The sequence below is a fragment of the Bradyrhizobium sp. CCGUVB4N genome (genome assembly GCF_024199945.1).
Lineage (GTDB): Bacteria > Pseudomonadota > Alphaproteobacteria > Rhizobiales > Xanthobacteraceae > Bradyrhizobium.
In genome coordinates this window covers 1,852,676-1,874,267 of the sequence record NZ_JANADP010000001.1, presented here as the reverse complement: position 1 = coordinate 1,874,267, position 21,592 = coordinate 1,852,676, and the positions used below count along the sequence as shown (strand labels likewise).

Annotated in this window: 25 protein-coding genes and 1 pseudogene; 14 read left to right on the top strand and 12 right to left on the bottom strand. The window is 58.7% G+C overall.

Going from position 1 to position 21,592, the window contains the following annotated elements; genetic code table 11:
• Positions 1-390: 390 nt before the first annotated feature.
• Positions 391-564 (bottom strand): hypothetical protein, encoded by a 174-nt coding sequence (locus NLM31_RS08455; RefSeq protein ID WP_254192022.1) that lies wholly within the window; start codon positions 562-564, stop codon positions 391-393.
• A 137-nt stretch (positions 565-701) separates the two neighbouring features.
• The gene (locus tag NLM31_RS08450; protein ID WP_254191295.1) at positions 702-1,832 is read right to left on the bottom strand and encodes an IS630 family transposase; all 1,131 of its coding nucleotides are present in this window, start codon (positions 1,830-1,832) and stop codon (positions 702-704) included.
• A gap of 37 nt (positions 1,833-1,869) precedes the next feature.
• Here NLM31_RS08450 and NLM31_RS08445 point away from each other — a divergent pair, with 37 nt between their 5' ends.
• Positions 1,870-2,163 (top strand): LexA family transcriptional regulator, encoded by a 294-nt coding sequence (locus NLM31_RS08445; RefSeq protein ID WP_254128687.1) that lies wholly within the window; start codon positions 1,870-1,872, stop codon positions 2,161-2,163.
• Positions 2,164-2,179: 16 nt separating this feature from the next.
• Here NLM31_RS08445 and NLM31_RS08440 read toward each other — a convergent pair whose 3' ends face one another.
• Entirely contained in the window at positions 2,180-2,494 is a 315-nt protein-coding gene (locus tag NLM31_RS08440) for a hypothetical protein (RefSeq protein WP_254192021.1), read from the bottom strand.
• A 138-nt stretch (positions 2,495-2,632) separates the two neighbouring features.
• Between NLM31_RS08440 and NLM31_RS08435 the strand changes: the two are divergent.
• Positions 2,633-2,848, top strand: a pseudogene (locus NLM31_RS08435) (IS5/IS1182 family transposase); the annotation flags it as partial.
• Between the two features lie 391 nt (positions 2,849-3,239).
• On the opposite strand, the gene NLM31_RS08430 reads toward NLM31_RS08435, so the two are convergent.
• The 5 genes from NLM31_RS08430 to bioB form a co-directional block, all read right to left on the bottom strand.
• Entirely contained in the window at positions 3,240-4,523 is a 1,284-nt protein-coding gene (locus NLM31_RS08430; protein WP_254192020.1) for an adenosylmethionine--8-amino-7-oxononanoate transaminase, read from the bottom strand.
• Entirely contained in the window at positions 4,510-5,154 is a 645-nt protein-coding gene (bioD, locus tag NLM31_RS08425) for a dethiobiotin synthase (RefSeq protein ID WP_254192019.1), read from the bottom strand. Before bioD ends, NLM31_RS08430 begins: the two co-directional genes overlap by 14 nt.
• Positions 5,155-5,160: 6 nt before the next feature.
• A complete protein-coding gene (locus NLM31_RS08420) occupies positions 5,161-6,306 on the bottom strand; it encodes an 8-amino-7-oxononanoate synthase (protein ID WP_254192018.1) in 1,146 nt (381 codons plus the stop codon).
• An 81-nt stretch (positions 6,307-6,387) separates the two neighbouring features.
• Complete coding sequence (gene panD, locus NLM31_RS08415; protein ID WP_254192017.1) at positions 6,388-6,741, bottom strand: aspartate 1-decarboxylase; 354 nt, start codon at positions 6,739-6,741, stop codon at positions 6,388-6,390.
• A 51-nt stretch (positions 6,742-6,792) separates the two neighbouring features.
• Complete coding sequence (gene bioB / locus NLM31_RS08410; RefSeq protein WP_254196154.1) at positions 6,793-7,788, bottom strand: biotin synthase BioB; 996 nt, start codon at positions 7,786-7,788, stop codon at positions 6,793-6,795.
• 113 nt (positions 7,789-7,901) lie between these two features.
• Here bioB and NLM31_RS08405 point away from each other — a divergent pair, with 113 nt between their 5' ends.
• The 10 genes from NLM31_RS08405 (at position 7,902) to NLM31_RS08360 (ending at position 15,739) form a co-directional block, all read left to right on the top strand.
• A complete protein-coding gene (locus NLM31_RS08405) occupies positions 7,902-8,534 on the top strand; it encodes a GntR family transcriptional regulator (RefSeq protein WP_254192016.1) in 633 nt (210 codons plus the stop codon).
• Between the two features lie 148 nt (positions 8,535-8,682).
• The gene (locus NLM31_RS08400; protein ID WP_254192015.1) at positions 8,683-9,018 is read left to right on the top strand and encodes a Dabb family protein; all 336 of its coding nucleotides are present in this window, start codon (positions 8,683-8,685) and stop codon (positions 9,016-9,018) included.
• A gap of 107 nt (positions 9,019-9,125) precedes the next feature.
• A complete protein-coding gene (pabB, locus tag NLM31_RS08395) occupies positions 9,126-10,520 on the top strand; it encodes an aminodeoxychorismate synthase component I (protein ID WP_254192014.1) in 1,395 nt (464 codons plus the stop codon).
• Positions 10,517-11,101, top strand: a complete 585-nt coding sequence (locus tag NLM31_RS08390) for an aminodeoxychorismate/anthranilate synthase component II (RefSeq protein ID WP_254192013.1) — start codon at positions 10,517-10,519, stop codon at positions 11,099-11,101. The genes pabB and NLM31_RS08390 overlap by 4 nt, the downstream gene beginning before the upstream one ends.
• 313 nt (positions 11,102-11,414) lie before the next feature.
• Positions 11,415-11,942 (top strand): SidA/IucD/PvdA family monooxygenase, encoded by a 528-nt coding sequence (locus tag NLM31_RS08385; protein ID WP_309143678.1) that lies wholly within the window; start codon positions 11,415-11,417, stop codon positions 11,940-11,942.
• Positions 11,833-12,180: a hypothetical protein gene (locus NLM31_RS08380; RefSeq protein ID WP_254196359.1), complete on the top strand. Its 348-nt coding sequence runs from the start codon at positions 11,833-11,835 to the stop codon at positions 12,178-12,180. Before NLM31_RS08385 ends, NLM31_RS08380 begins: the two co-directional genes overlap by 110 nt.
• 108 nt (positions 12,181-12,288) lie before the next feature.
• Positions 12,289-12,618, top strand: coding sequence for a cupin domain-containing protein (locus NLM31_RS08375; protein ID WP_254192011.1), 330 nt, complete (start codon positions 12,289-12,291; stop codon positions 12,616-12,618).
• A 1-nt stretch (position 12,619) separates the two neighbouring features.
• Positions 12,620-14,209, top strand: a complete 1,590-nt coding sequence (locus tag NLM31_RS08370) for a class I tRNA ligase family protein (protein WP_254192010.1) — start codon at positions 12,620-12,622, stop codon at positions 14,207-14,209.
• Positions 14,210-14,413: 204 nt separating this feature from the next.
• Complete coding sequence (locus NLM31_RS08365; RefSeq protein WP_254192009.1) at positions 14,414-14,710, top strand: aminotransferase class I/II-fold pyridoxal phosphate-dependent enzyme; 297 nt, start codon at positions 14,414-14,416, stop codon at positions 14,708-14,710.
• Positions 14,711-15,301: 591 nt separating this feature from the next.
• Entirely contained in the window at positions 15,302-15,739 is a 438-nt protein-coding gene (locus NLM31_RS08360; protein ID WP_254192008.1) for a hypothetical protein, read from the top strand.
• Positions 15,740-16,591: 852 nt separating this feature from the next.
• Here the strand turns inward: NLM31_RS08360 and NLM31_RS43380 are convergent.
• Genes NLM31_RS43380 through NLM31_RS43370 form a run of 3 tightly spaced genes read right to left on the bottom strand, consistent with a single transcriptional unit; the run spans position 16,592 to position 18,318 of the window.
• Entirely contained in the window at positions 16,592-16,735 is a 144-nt protein-coding gene (locus NLM31_RS43380; protein WP_375167476.1) for a hypothetical protein, read from the bottom strand.
• A 42-nt stretch (positions 16,736-16,777) separates the two neighbouring features.
• The gene (locus NLM31_RS43375; protein WP_375167475.1) at positions 16,778-17,440 is read right to left on the bottom strand and encodes a prolyl oligopeptidase family serine peptidase; all 663 of its coding nucleotides are present in this window, start codon (positions 17,438-17,440) and stop codon (positions 16,778-16,780) included.
• Complete coding sequence (locus NLM31_RS43370; RefSeq protein WP_375167542.1) at positions 17,437-18,318, bottom strand: hypothetical protein; 882 nt, start codon at positions 18,316-18,318, stop codon at positions 17,437-17,439. Before NLM31_RS43370 ends, NLM31_RS43375 begins: the two co-directional genes overlap by 4 nt.
• A gap of 1,253 nt (positions 18,319-19,571) precedes the next feature.
• Between NLM31_RS43370 and NLM31_RS08350 the strand changes: the two genes are divergently transcribed.
• Together NLM31_RS08350 and NLM31_RS08345 are read left to right on the top strand one after the other, a co-directional pair.
• Complete coding sequence (locus NLM31_RS08350; RefSeq protein ID WP_254192007.1) at positions 19,572-19,784, top strand: hypothetical protein; 213 nt, start codon at positions 19,572-19,574, stop codon at positions 19,782-19,784.
• Positions 19,785-19,989: 205 nt separating this feature from the next.
• A complete protein-coding gene (locus NLM31_RS08345) occupies positions 19,990-21,420 on the top strand; it encodes an IS701 family transposase (RefSeq protein ID WP_254128465.1) in 1,431 nt (476 codons plus the stop codon).
• A 34-nt stretch (positions 21,421-21,454) separates the two neighbouring features.
• Here the strand turns inward: NLM31_RS08345 and tnpB are convergent, their stop codons facing one another.
• Entirely contained in the window at positions 21,455-21,586 is a 132-nt protein-coding gene (gene tnpB / locus NLM31_RS43365) for an IS66 family insertion sequence element accessory protein TnpB (RefSeq protein ID WP_375167474.1), read from the bottom strand.
• Between the last annotated feature and the right edge of the window lie 6 nt (positions 21,587-21,592).

The window sequence follows — 21,592 nt, the reverse complement described above, 5'->3', positions numbered from 1 at the left end:
GATGCTCAGTCGGATGAAAAACTGCGCGGCCCCGCGACCAAAGGCAGAATTGCAGCGTACCATGGCTCAATACCGCGAAGTTTCTCCTGCGGTGTCAGCTACTATCTCCGTGACACGTGGAGCTAAGCTGGCGCTGTAGAACCGGCTATCTCTTCAGATCCACACTAAGGGGCAGATGGGATGGACGGCGCTGCGTGGCCCCAGGTGAGGGGCGATCTTTCATCCACGCGATGGGGCGCTGCGGCGTTCCTCAATAATCTCGAAGCCGCCTGTATAAGCATAAGTCGAAGTGAATGGGCTATTAGATGGACTAACATCGGAGATGCCCATCGCCTTCTCGGTGATACGAATATAGAGAAGGGATACTTTGATGAGGCGGCAGAAGATTGGCTATGCGCGCTGACCGCCTTTGAAGTTGCCAGGCGGCTGGCCTGTGAATACGGTCCAGAAGGCGCACGCCTTCCGGCCAAGATCAACGCCGTCATTCAAAAACTCGGAGCGCTGCAACAGAAGATCGAGCGAGTCCCAATCGATTGCTGTGATCAAGTTGAGATCGTCGCTCACTACTGGCCCGCGAACAGTCACAGTTCAGCCGCCCCAGCAATTATTTGCATCAGTACAGAAGAGGAGCCAGCAACGACACTGATCGGAAGGCTCTTGCCCGTCGTGATGGGCCGAGGCATGTCCGTACTAGTAGCTTGTCACAGTGATTGTGACTCTTTGGACGTTGCGGGATAGGCGCGGCCCATTTTGGCGCGGGCTTTTTCGGTCGTGAACATCCATTTGATGCGGGCGCCAGCGGCATTTCGTTGTTTCTCCCATGCGGCGATTTCGCGGCGGAGCCAGTTTGGGTCGTCGATCCTGCGGTCGAGGCACTGACCGCGGAGCACGCCGATCTCGATCTCGACCATGTTGAGCCAACTGGCGTGCTTTGGGGTGTAGTGGAACTCCAGGCGGCGCAGAATTCGCCGGGCTTCGTCAGGCGCGAATGCCTCATAGAGGGAGCCTACGGAGTGGGTCGACAGATTGTCCTGCACGACGCGGATGCACCCGGCGTCGGGATAATGAACATCGACGAGTTCGCGCATGCACTGGGCGTAATCTTCTGCCGCCCGTCGCTCTGTGACTTTGACTTTGCGCCATGGCCGATGCACGTCGATGCAGACGAAGAGATTGACGGTGCCGTTGCGGCGATACTCGCAATCGTAACGTTCGAGTTGGCCCGGCTCGGCGGGGATCGGCTCGCGAACCTCGCCGATGAGCTGGACCGGGCTCTCGTCGAAGCAGACCACCGGCCGGTCGGGATCAGGCGCCTCGGCATATAGGTCGAGCACGTCTTCCATGCGGGCGACATATTCGCCATCGACCTTTGGAATGCACCACATATCCTTGCGCCACGGCTTGAGGCCGTTTTCGGCCAGCCGCCGGCGCACCGTCTCGCCCGACAGGCTCTCGTGGTCGGTGAGCCTGACCATGGCGTCGGCCAAAAGCTCCAGCGTCCAGCGGGCGCGACCCTCGGGAGGGGTTGCGCAAGCCGTTGCCACCAGCAGGGCTTCCTCCTTGCCGGTGAGCTTGCGCTCCGCGCCTGGACGCGGATCCTCGCTCAGCGCCCGCTCCAGATTGCCTTCCACGAAGCGCCGTTTGGTCCGGTACACGGTGGAACCGCCCACCGCCACGGCGCGGGCAATCTCTTCATCGCTGCGGCCGGCATCGGCCGCCAGCAATATCTGGGCGCGCTTGAGCTTGCGGGCAGCCCGCTTGCCCTTGCTCAACATCGCGGTGAGTTCACAGCGTTCGGCTTGGCTCAATTCGACCCGATAACGTACATTCATCGCGACCTCCTTGTCGGAGGACCGGACGAATCGACAAATGAATCGAAAATCAGGCGCCGCTCGCAGCCTCAGCCCTCAAGGCTTCACCGAAAAGCAGGGCCAGTACCTGGCCTTCATCTACACCTACGCGCACATGTTCCGACGCCCGCCCGCCGAGACCGACATGCAGCGCCACTTTCAAGTCAGCCCGCCTTCGGTCCACCAGATGATCGTGACCCTCGAACGAAATGGTCTCATTCGGCGCCAACCCGGCGTCGCTCGAAGCATCCAAATCCTCGTGGCTCCGAAAGACCTGCCCATCCTGAACTGGCTCGGAATCAACCAGTCATAATCAGTGTGACGAGGTACTAGGCGGTTGGAGCGGCCCGCTTCGGCCCCAGTCTGATCGAAAGCCGTTCAATCAGATGCGGTTTGAATTCAACCTTCGGGACGAACACCGGAACCTCGGGATCGGGCTTGTCTTTGTCGTGTTTGGAATTGGCGCTCCAGTCATCCCGCTGTGGGACGTTCTCCAGCCCGACCACAAACATGTCGAACCCATCTTCCGTCAGTCGGAACCGCAGGAAGTTGTTGTACGCGCCGATCCGCAGCGAACTGAACGCATCGTTACGGTTCATCCTGAACAGCAGGCAGGTGATCAGCATGTTCAGACCAAACAGCATGCTCCCGATCAGAAAGCAACGAACCGTCCGCCGGCCCAGCAGTTCTCAGTTCTATTGGTGACATGACGACAGTCCTCTCTCCCAACCGCTGGGTCGAGACATAGCCTGAGTCGCAAAATCGGTTGCGCATCAAATCCGCGTCGCCGCGCCGCCGTCGAGCCTGTGATCGGCCATCTCAAGGACGACCACCGGATGCGCCGTAACCATCTCAAGGGCCGCGACGGCAACCGCATCAACGCCACGCTCGCCGCCGCCGGCTACAGCTTCAGCCTGCTCCGCCACTGGCACGCGGAACATTTACGCGGCCTGTTATGGATACTCTGTCGCCCCCCATCGCAGTCACACCTTGCGTAAGAACGGTACTCAGAAACGTTCCTTACAAACGACGACTTACGGTCAGCCCCCCTTCGTCACTCGGGAGCCCCCGCAACGGCGTCAGGCTGTGGGCCCGATATCGTGTCCAACTCCGCCTGACCAGTGAAACGGCGCGTTCATCAGTGATGAAGATCGCGCCCGGCTGAACCGGCTCAATGCCTGCGGCGATCTCAACGAGCTTCGGGGCGGCGGTTGCCACACTCCACGAACAAACGAGAGCTGTCCATAAATCGGACGCCCCTTTCAATCTTGCGAGCGTGACGAACCTTTACCGGCTCCTTCGCCAAAACCCACCGCGGACTCAGGATCGGGTAGGCGCGATACTCGCCCGATCGGTCGGAATAATAGGACGAAGTTGGCGCTCGCGTGCCTATGCACGCAGAGGGTTCCTTCCAGCCAGCGCATCGGCGGCATCTTTGATACCCGCATAGATTTCATCAAGATCTGCCGCTGTCGCACAGTACGGCGGCATTACGTAGATCGTATTGCCGAGCGGCCGTAGCAGCAGATTTCGATCCTTGAAGAAGGCGTGAAGCTTCGGACCGATGTCCGCCAGATAGCCCGCATCGCTCGTCTTCAGATCGAGTGCTGTAATGGTGCCGGTTTGACGAACGTCTCCGAAGCGCGCATCGTCCCGGAATGGCTCAATTGCCTGTTCTTGCATCGCGGCGATCGCCGCCACGCGTTGGCGGGTTTCGGGATCTTGCCAAAGATCCAGATTGGCTCTTGCGGCCGCACAGGCCACCGGATTTGCGGTATAGGAGCTCGAATGAAAGAACGTGCGCGCGCGATCCTTCGAATAGTGGGCATCGAATATGTCGGCGCGGCAGAGCGTCACCGCGAGGGGGAGCGCTCCGCCCGTAATTCCCTTGGAATAGCAGACGATATCGGGTGTGATATCGGCCTGCTCGCACGCAAAGAGAGTTCCAGTGCGGCCCCAGCCCGTCATGACCTCGTCGGCAATGAACAGGACCTCCGATGCCTCGCAGATCCGCTTCATCTCTCTGAGCACCCAGGCTGGGTACATCAGCATTCCGCCGGCCCCCAATATCAGAGGCTCCACTATAAAGGCTGCAGGAACTTCGTTCCGACACGCAGACTCAAGGGCGTCGAGCGTGTCCTGCTCTCGACCTGTTGCAGGAAACGGGATTGAGGTGACGTCAAACAACAAAGGCCCGTACGCCTCGTTGAACACGCCCCGCGCACCAACCGACATCCCGCCGACTGTGTCGCCGTGATAGGAATGTTGCATCACGACAATGCGTATTCGCTGCTTGCCGATATGATGCCAATAGCCGAGTGCCATTTTTAGGGCCACTTCGACGCTAGCCGAGCCGCTGTCGGAAAAGAAGACATGCTCAAGCCCAGGCGGCGCGCACTTCAAGAGTCGTGCCGCAACATCCTCCGCAGGTTCGTGGGTATGGCCGGCAAAGATGACCTGGTTGAGCTCGGCTGCCTGTTCCTGAATCGCGCGCACGATATGTGGATGACAATGACCATGCGTCACCACCCACCAGGATGAGATTGCATCGATGATACGGCCACCATCGGCGGTGTGGAGATAGGCACCATTCCCCCGAACAACTCTCGTCATCTCGTCTTGAAGAGCGTGTTGTGTGAACGGATGCCAGATCGGAGATCTATTCCTTGGCATATGGCTTGAAACTATCTGCCCGGAATGAGGTTCTGAATGTGGCTTGCAGCGTGTCCACGGTGAGGGGCGAGAGCCACGGCAATCGTCCCAGCCAACGCACCCGCCCCATCTCACGAATAACGGTCTGAGTCTCGGCATTTGTTTCGCCGATGAAGGCCATGCCGAGAATGGGGATATCACGCTTTCGGAGAGCCTCTATCGACAGGAGCGAATGATTGATGGTGCCCAGCTCCGTGCTCGCGCAAAGCACGACTGGAAGGCGCCATCGCTCGAACACATCAATGTAAAGAGTATCGCCGGTCAGGGGCACCATGAGCCCGCCCGCGCCCTCGATAACCAATGGCTGCTGACCAGTATCTGGCACATCGAGCGACTCTGCCGCGACCCGAACGCCGTCAACCGCGGCGGAATAGTGCGGCGAGGCTGGTGTTTGCAGGCGGTAGCGCTCTGGCAAGATGCGGTCGGCCGACAAGCCGCCGAGCCGCGCGACAGTCTCCGTGTCGGTCTCTCCATCGAGCCCGGCCTGAATCGGCTTCCAATAATTCGCGCCGAGAAGGTTTGCGAGCCCCGCGGAAAACACCGTCTTTCCGATTCCAGTATCTGTGCCCGTTACCACGATCCGCAGAGCCATCGAAATTCACCTTTTTGTCTCCTCGGCCAAGGCGTCGAGCATTGCGCACACGTCATCTTCGATGACGTTGAGTGTCAACGAGATGCGCAAACGAGCCGTGCCCGCCGGCACGGTCGGCGGCCGGATGCCGCGGATGTCGAAGCCACGAGCCTGCAGCGCCGAGGCAAGCCGCATCGCACGCGCGTTGTCGCCTACGATGAACGGTACGATCTGCGAGTCCGAAGGACCCTTCAAACCGCGCTGTTTGATCTGCCGATGTGTGAACGCGACGAGTTCGATGAGGCGCTGCTGACGCTCGGGTTCCTGCTGCAGCATCAGAATAGCCTCTTGCACGGCGACGGCGATCAACGGTGAGGGGGCGGTGGCGAAGATAAAGGGACGGCACCGATTGATCATAAAGTCTCGCAGGATGCCCGACGCCGTGACGAGCGCGCCAGCAGCGCCCAGCGCCTTGCCGCAAGTATGAACGACCAGGAGATTTTCTCGTCCCTCGTAAGGAGCGGTGAGCCCCCGTCCCTTCGCACCGTAAACACCTGTGGCATGGGCCTCATCCACCATCAAAAACGCATCATGCAGGTCGGCGAGCGCAACCAGCTCTTGGAGCGGCGCAAAATCGCCGTCCATGCTGTAGAGACTTTCGGCCACGATCCAGATGCGGCCAACTCCGCCCTTTGCCCGCCAGTCACGAATTGTGCTTTCGACCGAATCCAGGTCGTTATGTGCGCTTATCCGAAAGTCAGCGCGGCCCGCCCGCGCGCCTTCATGGATACTCGCATGTACCAGAGAATCGAGAACGAGCAGATCGCCTTTCTGCGGCACCGTCGTCAGGACCGCAAAATTTGCGACATAGCCGCCGCCAAAGAAGAGCGCCGTCTCGGCCCCAAAGAAGCTGGCAGCTTCAGCTTCCAGACTTTCATGCTCCTCGCAATTGCCGCGCAGGAGCCGCGATCCGCCGGCTCCGATCGGTGTGCCGGCCTCGACCGCCGCCAAGACGGCCTTCTTGATGCGCGGCGCGTTCGCGAGCGCCAAATAGTCGTTCGACGTGAAATCTTTTCCTGCACGCGGACTGAGGCTGCGCAAGCGGTGGTCTTCTTTCAAGACGTTCAACGCCGAGCTATATCGGACAGCCTTTCCCGCGTGGATTGAATTCATTCTGCACTCTGAGGGCTTTGAAATCGCGCAAAATTCTCACGATGTGCGCAGAAAAACGGCTTCGCTTTGGCGCCTTGATGGTCAAACCGGCAATATTCGATTTTCGCGATCGACGAGCACAATACGGGGTCTAAAGGTCTTGGCCTCCGCCTCATCAAGCAAGGCGTATGCAAGGATGCTAATTTTATCTCCGGGAAGCGCCAGTCGCGCAGCCGCACCGTTCAAGTCAATGGTCCCCGAGCCGCTCGGCGCTTCGGTGACGAAAGTGGCGAACCGCACCCCGGTTTCGACGTTGTGGATTTCGACACGTTCGTTGAGCAAAATCCCTGCCGCGTCCAGCAATGTACGATCGATTGAAATCGAGCCCTCATAATGCAGATCGGCTTCGGTCACCGATGCGCAATGGATTTTGCCTTTCATCAACGTAATTTGCATTTCTCACCTAAGCTTAAGGAGTTTACGAGATAGCTCGCCGCCCTGTGTGGTTTAGGCAAGCCCTGACGTGATGCCGAGCCTGGTGAGCAAGTTTGCATCGCGATCGGTTTTTGGATTATTGGTCGTCAGCAGCACGTCCCCGATGAAAATTGAATTTGCGCCGGCCAAAAAGCACAGCGCGTGCAATTCATCGGTCATGTCATGCCGTCCGGCAGACAACCGCACGACGCTCGTCGGCATCATGATCCGAGCAGTTGCGACCAGACGCACCAGTGCGATCGAATCGGGACGCATCGCGGTGTCAACGACGGGAACCCCCTTGACCTCGTTCCAAAGATTGATTGGCACGCTTTCCGGTGGCTTTCGGAGATTGGCGAGCAGGATGAGCATGTCGAGACGGTCCTCAACGCGCTCGCCCATGCCGATAATGCCGCCACAGCAGATCTTGATGCCCGCCTCGCGCACATGCTCGAGCGTGTCAATTCGGTCCTGCAGCGTGCGCGTTGTGATGATCCTGCCGTAGAACTCAGGCGAGGTGTCGACGTTGTGATTGTAGAAGTCGAGCCCTGCCTCGGAAAGCTGCGCCGCCTGTTTCGGCGTCAGCATGCCGAGTGTGACACAGGTTTCCATGCCAAGCCCTTTGACGGCGCTGACCATTTCGCAGACCCGATCGAGATCACGGTCTTTCGGACTGCGCCAGGCCGCAGCCATGCAGAAGCGGGTTGCGCCAGCCTCCTTGGCACGTTGCGCGGTGGCGACCACATCGGCGCGATCCATCAGGCGGCTCGCTTTCACCCCCGTCTCGTAGTGCGCGCTCTGTGCGCAGTAGCCGCAGTCTTCCGGGCAGCCACCCGTCTTGATGCTGAGCAGGCTTGCTGTTTCGACGTGGTTCGGATCGAAGTTATCGCGATGAACGCTTTGCGCTCGAAACATCAGCTCTGCGAATGGCAAACCATAGAGCGCCTCGGCCTCGGCACGCTTCCATTCTCCACGAACCCGTGGGAGCCCGCAGCTTCCGTTCCGGTCAACTCCAGCACAAACGTCCATAGCCTCGGGTCCGTAATCATAGATAATCACGTAAATTATCTATCGTCAGCGATATTGGATCGATGCTAATCGATGTGCTATCGGGGCGCACCCACTTTTCCGATAGATAATCTATGATGAGCGAGAACAGGACGACTGCCGGACGCATCGCCGAATCGATCGGTGAGCGCATTATCAACGGCGCCCTGCAGCCGGACTCGCCGCTCCGGCAGGATCATGTCGCGCGAGAATTCAATTCCAGTCATGTCCCGGTGCGCGAGGCTTTTCGACAATTGGAGGCACAACATCTTGTCGTGAGTGCACCTCGGCGCGGCGCGCGGGTCGCTCCGCTCGACACGAACTCGGTCAAGGAGATCGCCGAGATGCGTGCGGCGCTCGAGGTGGTCGCGCTACGCAACGCGGCTCCAAAGCTCTCATCGATCCACATGGCACGCATTGAACTTGCCCTCATCGAAGGAGACAATGCCAAGACGATTGAGGAGTTTGAGATGGCCAACCGGACCTTTCACTATGCCCTGGTTGCGCCCTGCGCGATGCCGCGCCTGCTCGCCAGCCTTGACGAACTACAGCTTGCAAACTCTCGGCTGGTGTTCGCGATGGCGCGGTCGACTGGCTGGCGCCCACGGTCCAACCAAGATCACCGTCTGATTTTGCAGGCCCTGCGAGCCCGCAACCTTGACCAAGCCTGTAACCTGCTCGCGCGTCATATTCAGACCATTGAGCGCCTGGCTCTCCCGAGCTGTTGACCAAGAAGCGATTCTAGCGAGGTGAGTTGCGCAGCGCGCGGCACAAGCGCGAACGATCGATCAACCGGCGATGCGGAAGGGGTTGCGTTGCGGAGAGCGCGATCCCAAGTTAGCTATGCACCCATCTCTAACACTCATAGAGCCATTCATGATCTGCCACATCGTTTTGTTCACCGCCAAGGATGAGGGGCACATTGACGGGATAATCGAGGGCCTCTCGGTTCTCACGACCATTCCGCATGCACGCCGGCTGGAGGTTGCTCGCAATCGCAAGACCGATCAGCTCGGGAACGACATCGACGTCGTCGTCTATGGTGAGTTCGAGAGCGAGGCGGAACTCGCAGCCTACAAAGCACATGATCTATACCAGGAATCGATCAGGCGGGTACGGCCATTGCGCGAACTGCGGTTCGCGGCAGACTACGATGTGTCGACGGATGTGCGGCTCGTCACTCGCCGCGCGGTCTCCGCTGGCGGAGGCTAGGCTGACCACCGGTCTCACGAGCTTGCCAATTTCGATCAAACGTCGCGCTCGTTTGGCGAGCCATCGCCGGAAGCGCGCGAACGCCACTCGCCGGTGACGGATAGCCAATGCACGTTCAAGAGCTGCAATGGATTGCCCCTGTCACGGCATTTCGGCGCCTCGCCCGCCGACCTCATCTTACGTTTCTTGATAGTGCCGCGAGCCACGAGCTACTTGGGCGCTACTCATATCTGGCCTGCGACCCGTTCGGCACCTATATGGTCGCGGACGGAGGGGCGAGTTGGAACGGACAGACTCTTGACGGCGACCCGTGGGACGTCCTTCGCACCCTGCTTGCTAGGCATCCACAAGAGCATCGCCCCGATCTCCCGCCCTTTCAGGGAGGAGCGGCCGGATTCTTCGGTTACGACCTGAACAGGACATTAGAGCGATTGCCGGTTCCGGCAGCCTCCGGACACGGCTTGCCTCAATCCATTCTGCATTTTTATGACGTGGTCGTCAGCTACGATCACCGCAACGACAGAAGTTGGATCGTCTCCACAGGGTGGCCCGAGCAGGATCCCGCGCGCCGCGCCGCGCGCGCACGCCAGCGAGCCGATGAATTTGCAGCTCTTCTTGCCACCGCAGACTTGGCGAGAAATGACGCCCACGGCGCAGTCGGACCATGGCATTCGAACTTCAGCCGTGCGGGCTACATTGCCGCAGTACAGCGCGTCATCGACCTGATCCAGGCCGGAGACGTCTTCCAAGTCAACATTGCGCAGCGTTTTAGCGCGCACTTGCCGAACTCGTTTGATCCGGTTGCCTTCTACTGCCAATTGAGGTCATTGAACCCCGCACCGTTCGCAGCGCTCCTGCGTTACGGCACTCTCACTATTGCATCAAGCTCGCCGGAGCGTTTCCTGAATCTCGACGGTCGACGGGTCGAGACGCGCCCCATCAAAGGCACAAGCGCGCGCTCTGCCGACGCCGAGGAGGACCAGCGCCGCGCTCAACTTCTGGTCACGTCAGACAAAGATCGTGCCGAAAACATCATGATCGTCGACCTCCTGCGGAGTGATCTGTCGCGTGTATGCACTCCGCATTCAGTCGAGGTTCCTGCGCTGTGCGATCTCGAATCCTACGCCTCGGTGCACCACCTCGTGTCGGTGGTTACGGGTCAACTTGAAGAGCGCCAAGACGCCGTCGCCCTTCTTCGCGCCTGCTTTCCAGGCGGATCAATCACCGGAGCGCCGAAAGTGAGATCGATGGAGATTGTTACGGAAATCGAGCGCATAGCGCGAGAGGCTTATTGCGGAGCAATCGGCTTCATCGCCTTCAACGGGCACATGGATACGAATATCGCGATCCGCACTGTCACGATCGACGCCGATTTGGCTGCCTTTCACGTGGGTGGCGGGATAACGGCGATGTCGGATCCAGCGGCCGAATACGAGGAGACACTCGTCAAGGCGCAGCGAATGTTTGACGCATTCGCCACCAATTCTTCCGGTGGCTCTTGATTGTCATCATCGACAACTACGATTCCTTCGTCTTCAACATTGCCCGCTATTTCCGCCGGCTTGGTGAAGCAACGGACGTGATCCGCAACGACGCGATCAGCGTCAGTGATATCGTCCTTCGCAAGCCGCACGCCGTGGTCATCTCCCCCGGTCCCTGCTCCCCAACAGAGGCGGGAATATCGACTTCGATCGTTCGCGAGCTCTCTGGTCATGTCCCGATCTTAGGCATCTGCCTTGGGCACCAGTGCATCGGGAGTGTTTTCGGCGGAACGGTGGCACGTGCACGTCGCCCCATGCACGGCCGGTCCTCGTATCTCACGCATAACGGCGTAGGGCTGTTCGACGGAATCCCTTCTCCTCTCTGCGTCGGGCGCTACCATTCCCTTGTTGTTGAGATCGATGAGTCGCACACCTCACATCTTGTGGTCACGGCACGTTCGGACGATGGTGAGATCATGGCTCTTGCCCATCGCGATCACCCTACCTACGGCGTGCAGTTCCATCCCGAATCGATACTGACCCAGCATGGGGGCGCTCTGTTTAAGAACTTTCTGCGACGGGCAAAGAGCTTTCGGGCTTGAGGATCGGCTTTCCTATCCTACGCCTCCGCAACTGCAGGCGGCGGCGCATCCGCAATACTTCGGGTCGCATCGTTTCTCGGCCATCTGTTTCCGCCAGCAGCCCATAAAGCGCGCGTTCCGCAGATGCGGCAGGCGTGTACGCCTCTTAGCGCACGACCGGGTCATCATCATAGCCGATGTCGGGCAGCGCTTTGCGCCCAGCCTCATTGACGAGACGCCCCGCATGAAAAGCGCATTTCGCGATCGGCGAGGAGCGGCACCTGACCCAAAGGATCCGGCTCAGTGAGACGATAAACCTCTTGTATCTCACGCAGTGTCAGATTGTAGGCTTTTCTACGCAGCAACCAACCACCTTCCTCAAGCGGGACCTTACACAAGCGAGAGAGAGACCTTCGTGGATACGCTGGACGTCATTGGCGTCGGGACCGGTCCTTTCAATCTCAGCCTGGCAGCGCTGATTGAACCTACCCGACTGCGCGCACTATTCCTGGAGAAGCGCGAGGCATTTTGCTGGCATCCCGGACGAGCGCTGCCGAACAGCCGCCTGCAAGTGTCGCCATTCAAAGATTGCGTGACCTTGGTAAGCCCAACCAGTCCCTATTCTTTCCTGAATTGCCTCGCGCAAAACGGGCGGCTCTACAGTTTTATCAACAAGCGATCGCATAGTGCACGCCACGGGCTTTCAGCCGCGCACTCCCCCCTTTTTTCGGTCGCTCCTGGGCAGCGCGCACATGGAGGACAATCTGATCAACAGTCTTCGCGGACAGCCGTTTTATCTCGATCAATCTGGGCAACTCCTGGGCGGTTACGAGGATGCAGACGATGCAGGGCTGAACGCTGAATCGGATTCATTGATATCGGCGGAAAAAGATGACCGCGATCACATTAGCGCGGCGCGGTCCTCTAACTTGCGTATCGTCGATGTCCCCCTGGCGCCGCGGACCGCCTCGCTTACAGACGGCCCTACGCGCCCCACTACTCACTCCCGAACAAGAGCGATCGCTCTCGCCGAACGCTCTATTTGGTGCTCCAGCGGGCATCTACTGGCGGTCCTGATCGTGCCGAATACAACCGGATGAAGCGTGCTTACAACCCACCAGTCGGCAAGATCGTTGATCTCCAGGGTCTAAGAACGCCCAACGGCATCTTCTATCGCGAGTGATCGCAACTCTTAAAAGAAAGACGTCGTGTACACGAAGCAGATCGATCGCTCCCTGATGCGAACCGAATATGGCGTGCTGGTTTGCCGCTTGCTGGTACGTTTGCCGGACGATCTCAGCCCCGAGTTCGGTGCCTCGGTCGTTGAGGTCACGCCCGGCGGGGCGGTCGATCTGCATGCGCACCACGAACACGAATTGTGGGTGCTGATTTCCGGCGAGGGAGACTTCGAAGCCGGCGGGCACAGCCGGTCGGTAAAGGACGTGACTTTGTTCTACATGCCCCCGCACCAGACCTATGCCCTCCGCAATCTCAGCCAGGAGGATACGCTGAAACTCCTCTCCATCTGGTGGGATTGACATGCGCACCTATTTCGTATGTCCGGCTCCCTCCTGCCCTAACGGCAAATTGCATCTCGGTCATGTCGGCGGCGTATACTTGCTCGCCGACATCTTCGTGCGCTTTCAGCGTATGGCCGGCCATCGCGCGCACTTCATCACGGGCGCAGATGAGCACGGCACGTATACGCTTCAAAAAGCGCGAAAGCTCGGGCAACCCGTCGGCGAGGTCGCGCAAAAGTACATTGACGAGATCCTGCAGTGCCTCCGTGCAGTGCACATCACGCCTGATGTCTTCGTTCGCACATCCAGCGAGCTACATAAGGAGAATGCTCTCGCGATCTTCTGCGAGCTGCAGGAGGCTGGTTACGTCAAAGTCCGCAAGGGTGTCCAACTCTATTGCGAGCATTGCGATGAATTTGTCGCGGACTCGCTAGCAGTCGGCAATTGTCCGGCATGCAATTCACCTACCGACAGTAACCTGTGCGAGAACTGTGGACTGGCAGTTCGCCACGCCACATTACGCAATGCCCGGCACACGACATGCGGCCATAATCTTGTCCTGAGGACCGTCGAGCATGCCGTGTTCGATACGCCTCGCCTCGCGCATGCGCTGGACAAAGCAATTGGACAAAGCGACTGGGCCGAGCCCATACGAGACAAGGCGCGATCTTGGCTGGCCCACGATATGCGGGGTTTGCCGATGTCGCGTCACTTCAGTCATGGTATAGAGCTACTACAGCCGGAACGTTTGTCCGGTCAAACCCTGCTCACGTGGTTTGAGGGCTTGTGGTGCTTCGACACCGGAATTCGCGAGCAATGCGCCAACGAGTTTTTGGACGCAAAATCAACCATGCACGATCCCACCACCCGGCTTGTGTTTTTCATGGGCCAGGACAACCGCTTCTACTACACAATAGGTGTGACCGGCGCCCTGCTCGCACGTGGTTATCCAATTCCGGCAAACCACTCAATCCAGGATTTCTACAAGCTCGAAGGCGAAACGTTTTCGACCAGCCGCGACCATGCGCTTTGGGTCGACGAGGTCGCGCGCGAGGTGGACCCCAACGTCGTGCGTTACGCGCTCGCCCGAATTGCACGGCCATTCGGCAGAGACGAAAACGAGTTCGATATTGATCGGCTAATCACGGCGGCATCGCACCTCCGGGTCTGGGAAGATGCATTGGGCCAATACGCCAACAACGCGCGCACGCTGGACACTAGACGTCTTAGATCCCGTCTACGCATCCTCGCTCAGCGTTACGCGGATGCAATCGAGGACCTCCGATTCTGGGATGCCCTTGATATCGTCGATAGGTACTTCGAGGTCGCCGATTTTGCGCGTGACAACAGCGGCATGTGGAACGCCGTCGAGATCTCGCTGTTCCTGAGCCTGCTCTATCCTGTGGTACCTGAGCTTGCGCTCCGATATGGCCGGCATTTCTTCGGGACAGCATGGCAGCCCTCCTTCGGCAAACTGGCACCAAAAGCCGGCCTGCCACCAAAGATAGACTTCCCACTCAGCGCCGCGGTACCCACGGAATTCATCGCAGCGTACAATGAGCGCTTTCGCAGGCGCCAAGCTCACGCAAAATTGGCGGGATACAAATGAGGAAGCCATGAACCTGCCGGTCCGACGCAGCTCGCTTGCTCAGGGCTTTGCGCCGTTCAACTACTCAAGTGCGAAGCACGCCATCAATTTCGCGTATGGGCTACCCGATCCGACATGTTCTCAGAGCTGGCCTGGCCGCACGCATTAAGCCAAGATACCGGTGTCACAACCGCCAATCTGCTTCAGTAAACGGATGCGGTTGGTTTGCCGAAGCTGCGGACAAGGCTCGCACAACGTTGTAATTTACGGCATCAGGAGGTGATCCTTACCGCTGGTGCTTCACAGGCTCAGCAATTGGTTGGCGATGCCTGGCTCGACCCGGGCGATGCGGTCCTGACTGAGGACCCGTCTTACCTCGGTGCACTGCGTACCTTTTCGATCGCGGGGGCCATCATTCTCCAGCTTGGGATGAGTGCCGACGGCGTCGATCTGAGCGAGCTTGAATCGACCTTGCGCCGCAATGCCCGCGTGAAACTTTTTCACGTCGCCAGCATTTCATAATCCGACCGCGCCCATATGGCCCGCCTTGCAACGATGCTAGCCCAGCACGGGGTGGCGCTGGTACAGGATCTCTTCTATTCGGAGTTGTCGTACAACGGCGTAGCTGATTGGCTGCCGCGGGCGGCAACGTCATAAATATCCACGGCATCTCCAAGCTGGCTGGACCGGAATTGCGGGTGGGTTGGGTCCTTGCAGATTCGGATGTTATCATCAGGTCGGCACGCCTCAAATGCGACGGCGGCGTCAGCAATATTGTTCTATCGTTTCTGCAGTCGGACGCACTTTATACGCAAATTGTGCAGCTACGCCGACATTATCGTGGCCCAGCGCGATATCTTGAACACGTTGCTGCGGGATAGTCGGTTTGTGAGCCAGACTATCTCCTCCCAAGCGGCGGTTTCTCGTTTTGGGTACGGCTCGCCCATGGAATTGAGGCTGAGACTTGCACTGAGCTTGCGCGCAGTGAGCACGACGTGCAACTTGTGCATGGCCGTCATTATGGCCCACGAAATGGCCAGCATCTACGCCTGTGCTTTAGCTACCTCCCGACAAATTTAGCTGAGGAGGGACTAGCGAGATTGGATAAGCTGCATGCAAAGCAGTACGGCAGATCCTGACGAACGTTCGCGGAAAACGGCCGATTCGAACGCTGACATGGCCAATTTGCTGCCTAGCAGTGACACAGCCGCTCAATTGTATGCAAGTTCGAGAAGTGGCATCTATCAATTGACGTTGGCATCGCGTCTAGAACGCCGCCCGAACAGTAGGGATGACTTCCAATATCTGGAAATGAAGGCCTTCCACTATGAGCGCGATCGAGATAGCAGCGGCCGAGGTGACCGTCGGCCTTCATGCGACCAACCTAAAGGCTCGATGGAAGAGTGGCGTCTGAGCGCGCGTTTGATTGCGCCGAAGAAGACCGCTCTTCTCGCAAGAGCAAGACACGGCGCCGGTCCGATAAAATCGCTCCTCTTCGACAGAGGTGTGCTCGATGATGTGGCCGGCGAGATCCCGGTGGCAGCTTTTTGACGCCACCGAGCGTGCCATCGTCATACGCTCGCCCAGCACCGCCCTGCGTGCAGCACGAGCTGGCCCAGGTGAATGGCCTGTGGATGGTGGTGATGACGAGTGCAGACACCAAACTCGGATGACGTTGAGCTTCTGGTTTCCGATGTACTCGATTTGGGGTGCTTCGCGCGCGTGCTTCCATCCACACGGCGCGCTTACTACCGTCGGTGTCCGAGCGGGATGCCTAACTTTCGCGCCTTCTGACGCAGAGATCCGGTCGTTCGCTTTGTAAGCTTCGCGATTTTCGTAACGGGTGTTTTCGCCCTCGAGTGTGCGCGCAGTTCCTTCACATCTGTCTTCGTGTACTCGCGACGTACGGCCTTCTTAGTCAGCGTCTTGGCCATAATAGCTCCCTTGGCATTCTGAGCGCACATCTAGCAGGGATAAAGTAAAGCTGCCAAGCACGCCTGAGTTGCATGTGCTAGTCCTCTTGAACTCATCGGATACCCCTGACTTTTTTCAAACTTGGGGATGGCCCATTTAACGAGAAGCAAACCTCGCGGTTGGGTCACGCGAATATGTCACTGGCGAGCAGAACTCTGGGCGGTACACATCGATTTGCACGAACGCATCGAACGAGCGTTCGCAAACTCGAAAAACCTGCGCTCGATTTGGATCTCGCGCTGGTCCAGGTCGCCTAGAAATCCGGCCAGCGATTGAGATCGTAGGGGCGAAGCTCGCTTACGCCTTCTCGCCCAGCCAGCCGATCTTACTTTCCAGGAATTGAAAGCCCGGCACCTGAAAGCTGGCATGCTCCTTGTTGTCCCTGCGATAGCCGTGACCGCCTGCGTTCGGCTCGTAGAGATAAGCCTCCTAGCCAATCCCCTGAAGCTTGGCGACCATCTTGCGGGCGTGTCCGGGATGAACGCAATCGTCCCGACGCGTCGTCGCAATCAGGATCGGCGGGTAGTCCTGCCCGGGCTTGGCAATATGGTAGGCGGAATGGTCATGAGCCATTCCCATTCTTCGGGGCTTATCAGGATCGCCAAATTCCGCGATTCAACTCGCGCCCGCGAGCAGCTTCGTGTAGCGGCTCATGCTGATCAGCGGAATGGTGCAGAACGGCGCGCCGAAACACTTAGGGTAGCGCGTCAGCATATTGGTGATGAGAATGCTGCCGTTCGATCCGCCCTCGGCCGCGATCCGCTTTGCCTGTGTGACGCCGCGCCGGACAAGGTCGGCCGCAACACTTGCGAAATCATCATGAGAGAGCCGCTTGCCGGCGAGCTGCCCGGCATCGTGCCAGCGCGTGCCGAACTCGCCGCCGCGCAAATGGGCCTGCACCGTGGTGCCTCCTCGCTCGAGCCACAGTTTGCCGAGCGCAGAATTGTAGTACGGCTTCACTGAAATGCCGAACCCGCCGTCACCGCTCATGTGGACGGGCACCTCGCCCGTCTCCTGTTTCGGGCTGGTCTGCACATAGGGAATGCGCTCGCCGTCGACCGAGATCGCCTCTCGCTGGGTTATCACGAGACCATCAGCGATAAGGGTCTTCGGCGCCTCCTTCAGCACGGTTGGGCCTGCGACACCCTGCTCCAAGTGCATTAGTAACGGAGGCGTGAGCGGATCCTGGATCTTTGCATGCAGGTCACCATTACTCTCCGATGGATCCCAATCAAGCGGCCAGACATCAACGAGGCCTGTATCAGGAAGCACGCTCACCGGCTCGCGGTCCAGGTCGTAGCGAAAGGCGTGCTGATCTCGAACACCGGCCGCAACTCGTCTAGGATGGAGAGGACGAGCTTACCGCGCGACCAGAAAAGCCCCGGCAACACTCGCCGAGGGCGAGCCACTAAGAGGACGGGGAAATTGCGCTTCCCAGCGAGAAAGGCTGTCAAGGATATGCCGATCAGAGTATCGGCCGGGTAGATCACTCCGGCGATTGCCGTAGCCGAGCGGAGCTTCACCGGGAGCCAATCCTGATGCGCCTGCAGCCAGATATCGGCAGGAAGGTCGAGCTTGATGTTCGCCCCTGACTCGGTTCCGAGCCATGTGTGGGAATTGAAGAAGTCCAGCTGATCGATGAACCAGACGCGTTTCTCTTGGCCGGTTCGATCGATCCTGCAACTGACACCGATGTGATCTGGCGCGATCTCGAACACCACCACCGCCGCTCGTTCGATGGGGTCACCGCGGCGCCACAATCGGACGATCCTGGCATAGCCCGACAATGTCGCCATCCCCTCGCCGTAGGCGCTGGACAATAGCAGCGTGTCCTGATCGACCAAAGCGGCTCGCTTCCGGCAGCACAAACCCATCAGGCACAAGCTCTTTGTGATCATGTCGAACTCGCGCAGCGTCACAGCATCGCTGCCGCCCCGCGACAGAGCAAGTAGGACGTGCGAGCTCCCAGGCAGCACGGCGGTCGAGCTTACAAGCCAGTCCTCGGCTTCAATGGCCGCGAGCCGATCCACATCGAGTAGGACATCCCATGACGACTTAGATTTTCGAAATTCATCCAGAGTCGTCCGACGCCAGAGGCCCCGCGGATTGTTGGCATCTTTCCAAAGATTGTAGAGATGGTCGCCGCGCCGGCTGATATAGGGAATATTGTCCGGCCGGTCCTAGATCGAAGCCAGCGCGTCACGATCTCGCGTGAATGTCGCTCCTCCGAACACCTGCGGAGTTTTGCCATTCTGCGGCTCGACAAACTCGAGCGCTTTCGGGCCTTCTATCTCTTCCGACCAGAGATAGGGATCATCATCAGGAGCGGAGAGCGCGGGCCTTCCCCGCCTAGCTCTCTCGGCGAGCTACCTTCAGCCACATATCGCCCCAACGTCGGTATCGGCCGCGTTTCGATACACCGCTAATGCATGCATTAATTGGCCTTTAACCTACAATCTAGCGCGCCCGTCACTTCAAGCTCATTCTTTCGAGTAAAATACTGCGACGTCCGCGTCTCCGGCCCTGCACGGCCTGAGGAGCTGGATCTTCCGCGTATCAGGAGAGAATTCAGGCTCTAATATTCTTCAGATCGCCGCTTTATGTGAACTGAGCGCTGGCGGGCAGGTTAGGAGGCGTCGCGTAACTTTCACCCCTTGCGCTCACAAGTGGCGAACAGCCGCTTGTTGACAGTGGCCAAGAAACACGGAATTTCCGCAGCCGGAGCGTCCGCGACGCCACGAGGACTGTTTCGCCGCCGTTGACGTGTGCGATTGCGGTGAGAGGCCGATGAACCTCCTCTCGCGTTGATCGAGCGACTGCCGCGCCTCAGTCATTCCATTCCGTCGAGACCTCGACAGATGATCGGGGCCGAGGCTGAAGGCGGCCGTCTTCGGGCTACCTCGTGAGGATGGAAAGCCCAGCGACTGACCATCGATCCGCTCCCAATGCTCAGCAAGCCTGGCCGTACCGCCAGGCCGTGGGCGTCATCGACCCCGATGAGCGCTTCGAAAAGCTCGCGGCACGCCCGGCGACTCGCGGCATCAATGGGGATGACCAGGTACGGGTTGGAAGTCCGGACATGCCTCTCGAGCCACTCGCCCCATTGAGTTCTGAAGGCGTATCCGAGCACTACGGCACCGAGCCGTCATAGGGCAGATCACCCTCTAGACTCGCGCAAGCGCGGCGCGAGGAGTGGCTGGCATCAGATCCGTGCCTTGCCAACCGTGTCTGGTAACTACGGCGACGTCCGAAATCCCGAACGTCCGAACATTATTCGCGGGCGGTGGCGTGCGTGTTCTCTCGTCAAGTCAGCAGCCCCCTATTCCGCAATCGTACGCCTTTAGCAGCGATGAGGACGAAAGCCCCGCAACCAGGGCGACTCACAGCGGACAGGTGCCTGGATTTTACAATGAGACCTGCTCGTTATCATATCGCTCTGGTGCTGATCACACCGCGTCTTCTCTTGTTTTGCGCTGCTCCGCTCTCTGCACGCTTGACCACCACCTACGTCTTTGTCGGGATTTTCTTCGTAGAGCGGGATCTTCTCCAGCTGTTCGGGCAGCAGTACGGCCAACATAAAAGACAAGTCGGCATGCTCATTCCCCGCCCCAAATCGGGTTAATAGGGATTGTGAACTCACCACCAAAACGATACATCGCCGCTCTCACCGTCCCCTTAGAGGAAGCGCTCAAGAAAGTGACTACGTTATTTCTTAACAAGCCCTAATACTACTGAGTCAGAAAAGTGTCTGATTCAAAAGATCGCGGGCGAGATCCTGTGAGAATCAGTTACCTGTTGAGATTCAGGCATCGGCAACGGGGGCTGATATGGATCTCCGGACATCAGGCGGCAGTGAATCGCGATTTTCGGCTTTTGTCGAGAAACTTGTGAGTGTGATCGGACATGCGGACCGGGCCCAGCCGTTGTTTGATTATTGCATCGGCTTAATCATGCCGGGGGAGCGTAAAAGCGTTGAGCCTATGGCAGCGGTAACGGCACCTGATCGGACGGCGGCGCAGCATCAGTCGCTGCTGCACTTCGTCGGCCAATCGCCTTGGTCTGACGAGGGTGTTTTGGCCAAAGTGGGTGAGATGGTACTGCCGGCGATAGAGCGCCATGGACCGATCGAAGCGTGGATCATCGATGACACCGGTTTTCCCAAGAAGGGAGCGCACTCGGTCGGTGTGGCGCGTCAATATTGCGGGCAGCTCGGCAAGCAGGATAACTGCCAAGTCGCGGTATCCCTGTCGCTTGCCAATCACCACGCCAGTCTGCCGGCGATGTATCGTCTCTATCTGCCGCAGGAATGGGCGGCAGATAAGAAACGTCGGCGCAAAGCGGGCGTGCCCAAGGAGATCAGCTTTAAGACCAAGCCAGAGATCGCGCTTGAACAGATCGAAGCAGCCTGCAGAACCGGGCTTCCTCGCGGCGTGGTGCTGATGGATGCCGGATATGGCTGCAACACGGACCTGCGGACCAGCATCAGCGCGTTGGCGTTGACCTATGTGGCTGGTATCTTGCCAAACACCACGGTGTGGACATCCGACACGGCGCCGCTACCGCCGAAAAAATGGTCGGGCAAAGGGCGACCACCAAAGCTGCTGCGCCGCGACCACAAGCATCAACCGATTTCGGTCAAGGAGCTTGCTCTTTGCCTTCCTAAGCGGGTCTGGCGCACGATCAAGTGGCGAGAGGGCGCGGCCGAGCGGCTATCGTCGCGCTTCGCTCGCGCGCGCGTTTGCGTCGCGCATCGAGATTACCAACTCACCGAAAGCCGACCGGAAGAATGGCTTTTGATCGAATGGCCAGAAGGTGAGGACGAGCCGACCAAATACTGGCTTTCAACGTTGCCGGAAACGATCACTTTTGGAAGGCTAGTCGATCTAACCAAGCTGCGCTGGCGCATCGAGCGCGATTATCAGGATCTCAAACAAGAGGTCGGGCTCGGGCATTTCGAAGGGCGAGGTTGGCGTGGCTTCCACCACCACGCTACGCTGTGCATCGCAGCCTACGGATTCCTGGTCTCCGAGAGGGAGACGATTCCCCCCTCGGGATCTCGTTCCACCAGGCCGTTCAAGAGACTTGCGGTTTCCAACGGTTACCGACCCAGAGGCTCCGCTGCTGCGACCCGAACGTCACATCCCGAACTCGATTGCGACGATGCGGCGAAGACTGATCGTTGCCATCGTCCGCACCCTCTCACGCTGTCCCTGTTGCATTCGCCCGATCAAACAGCGCCTTCTTTTGTGACGCAGTAAGACTAAGAATCTGTCAGCCTAATAAGGAGGGGCATCAACATGGGTGATCGAACAGATAGCTCAACTGCGCGGGCGAGATCGTTACCGATTCACCGGCAACCGATGGCCAAATGAACCTTCCTCTCTCGAGTCTTTTGTAACTCAGTTGGAAATGCGAGCGGTTCATCAGTCC

What these genes read in the sequence shown, in the direction of transcription:
- NLM31_RS08420 (WP_254192018.1), bottom strand. Translation starts at nt 6,306, where the DNA reads ATGAATTCAATCCACGCGGGAAAGGCTGTCCGATATAGCTCGGCGTTG.
- pabB (WP_254192014.1), top strand. Translation starts at nt 9,126, where the DNA reads ATGCACGTTCAAGAGCTGCAATGGATTGCCCCTGTCACGGCATTTCGG.
- NLM31_RS08405 (WP_254192016.1), top strand. Translation starts at nt 7,902, where the DNA reads ATGATGAGCGAGAACAGGACGACTGCCGGACGCATCGCCGAATCGATC.
- NLM31_RS08350 (WP_254192007.1), top strand. Translation starts at nt 19,572, where the DNA reads ATGAGACCTGCTCGTTATCATATCGCTCTGGTGCTGATCACACCGCGT.
- NLM31_RS08440 (WP_254192021.1), bottom strand. Translation starts at nt 2,494, where the DNA reads ATGCTGTTTGGTCTGAACATGCTGATCACCTGCCTGCTGTTCAGGATG.
- bioB (WP_254196154.1), bottom strand. Translation starts at nt 7,788, where the DNA reads ATGGACGTTTGTGCTGGAGTTGACCGGAACGGAAGCTGCGGGCTCCCA.
- NLM31_RS08445 (WP_254128687.1), top strand. Translation starts at nt 1,870, where the DNA reads ATGAATCGAAAATCAGGCGCCGCTCGCAGCCTCAGCCCTCAAGGCTTC.
- tnpB (WP_375167474.1), bottom strand. Translation starts at nt 21,586, where the DNA reads ATGAACCGCTCGCATTTCCAACTGAGTTACAAAAGACTCGAGAGAGGA.
- NLM31_RS08360 (WP_254192008.1), top strand. Translation starts at nt 15,302, where the DNA reads ATGCAAAGCAGTACGGCAGATCCTGACGAACGTTCGCGGAAAACGGCC.
- bioD (WP_254192019.1), bottom strand. Translation starts at nt 5,154, where the DNA reads ATGGCTCTGCGGATCGTGGTAACGGGCACAGATACTGGAATCGGAAAG.
- NLM31_RS08450 (WP_254191295.1), bottom strand. Translation starts at nt 1,832, where the DNA reads ATGAATGTACGTTATCGGGTCGAATTGAGCCAAGCCGAACGCTGTGAA.
- NLM31_RS08370 (WP_254192010.1), top strand. Translation starts at nt 12,620, where the DNA reads ATGCGCACCTATTTCGTATGTCCGGCTCCCTCCTGCCCTAACGGCAAA.
- NLM31_RS43380 (WP_375167476.1), bottom strand. Translation starts at nt 16,735, where the DNA reads ATGGCTCATGACCATTCCGCCTACCATATTGCCAAGCCCGGGCAGGAC.
- panD (WP_254192017.1), bottom strand. Translation starts at nt 6,741, where the DNA reads ATGCAAATTACGTTGATGAAAGGCAAAATCCATTGCGCATCGGTGACC.
- NLM31_RS08380 (WP_254196359.1), top strand. Translation starts at nt 11,833, where the DNA reads ATGGAGGACAATCTGATCAACAGTCTTCGCGGACAGCCGTTTTATCTC.
- NLM31_RS08430 (WP_254192020.1), bottom strand. Translation starts at nt 4,523, where the DNA reads ATGCCAAGGAATAGATCTCCGATCTGGCATCCGTTCACACAACACGCT.
- NLM31_RS08400 (WP_254192015.1), top strand. Translation starts at nt 8,683, where the DNA reads ATGATCTGCCACATCGTTTTGTTCACCGCCAAGGATGAGGGGCACATT.
- NLM31_RS08345 (WP_254128465.1), top strand. Translation starts at nt 19,990, where the DNA reads ATGGATCTCCGGACATCAGGCGGCAGTGAATCGCGATTTTCGGCTTTT.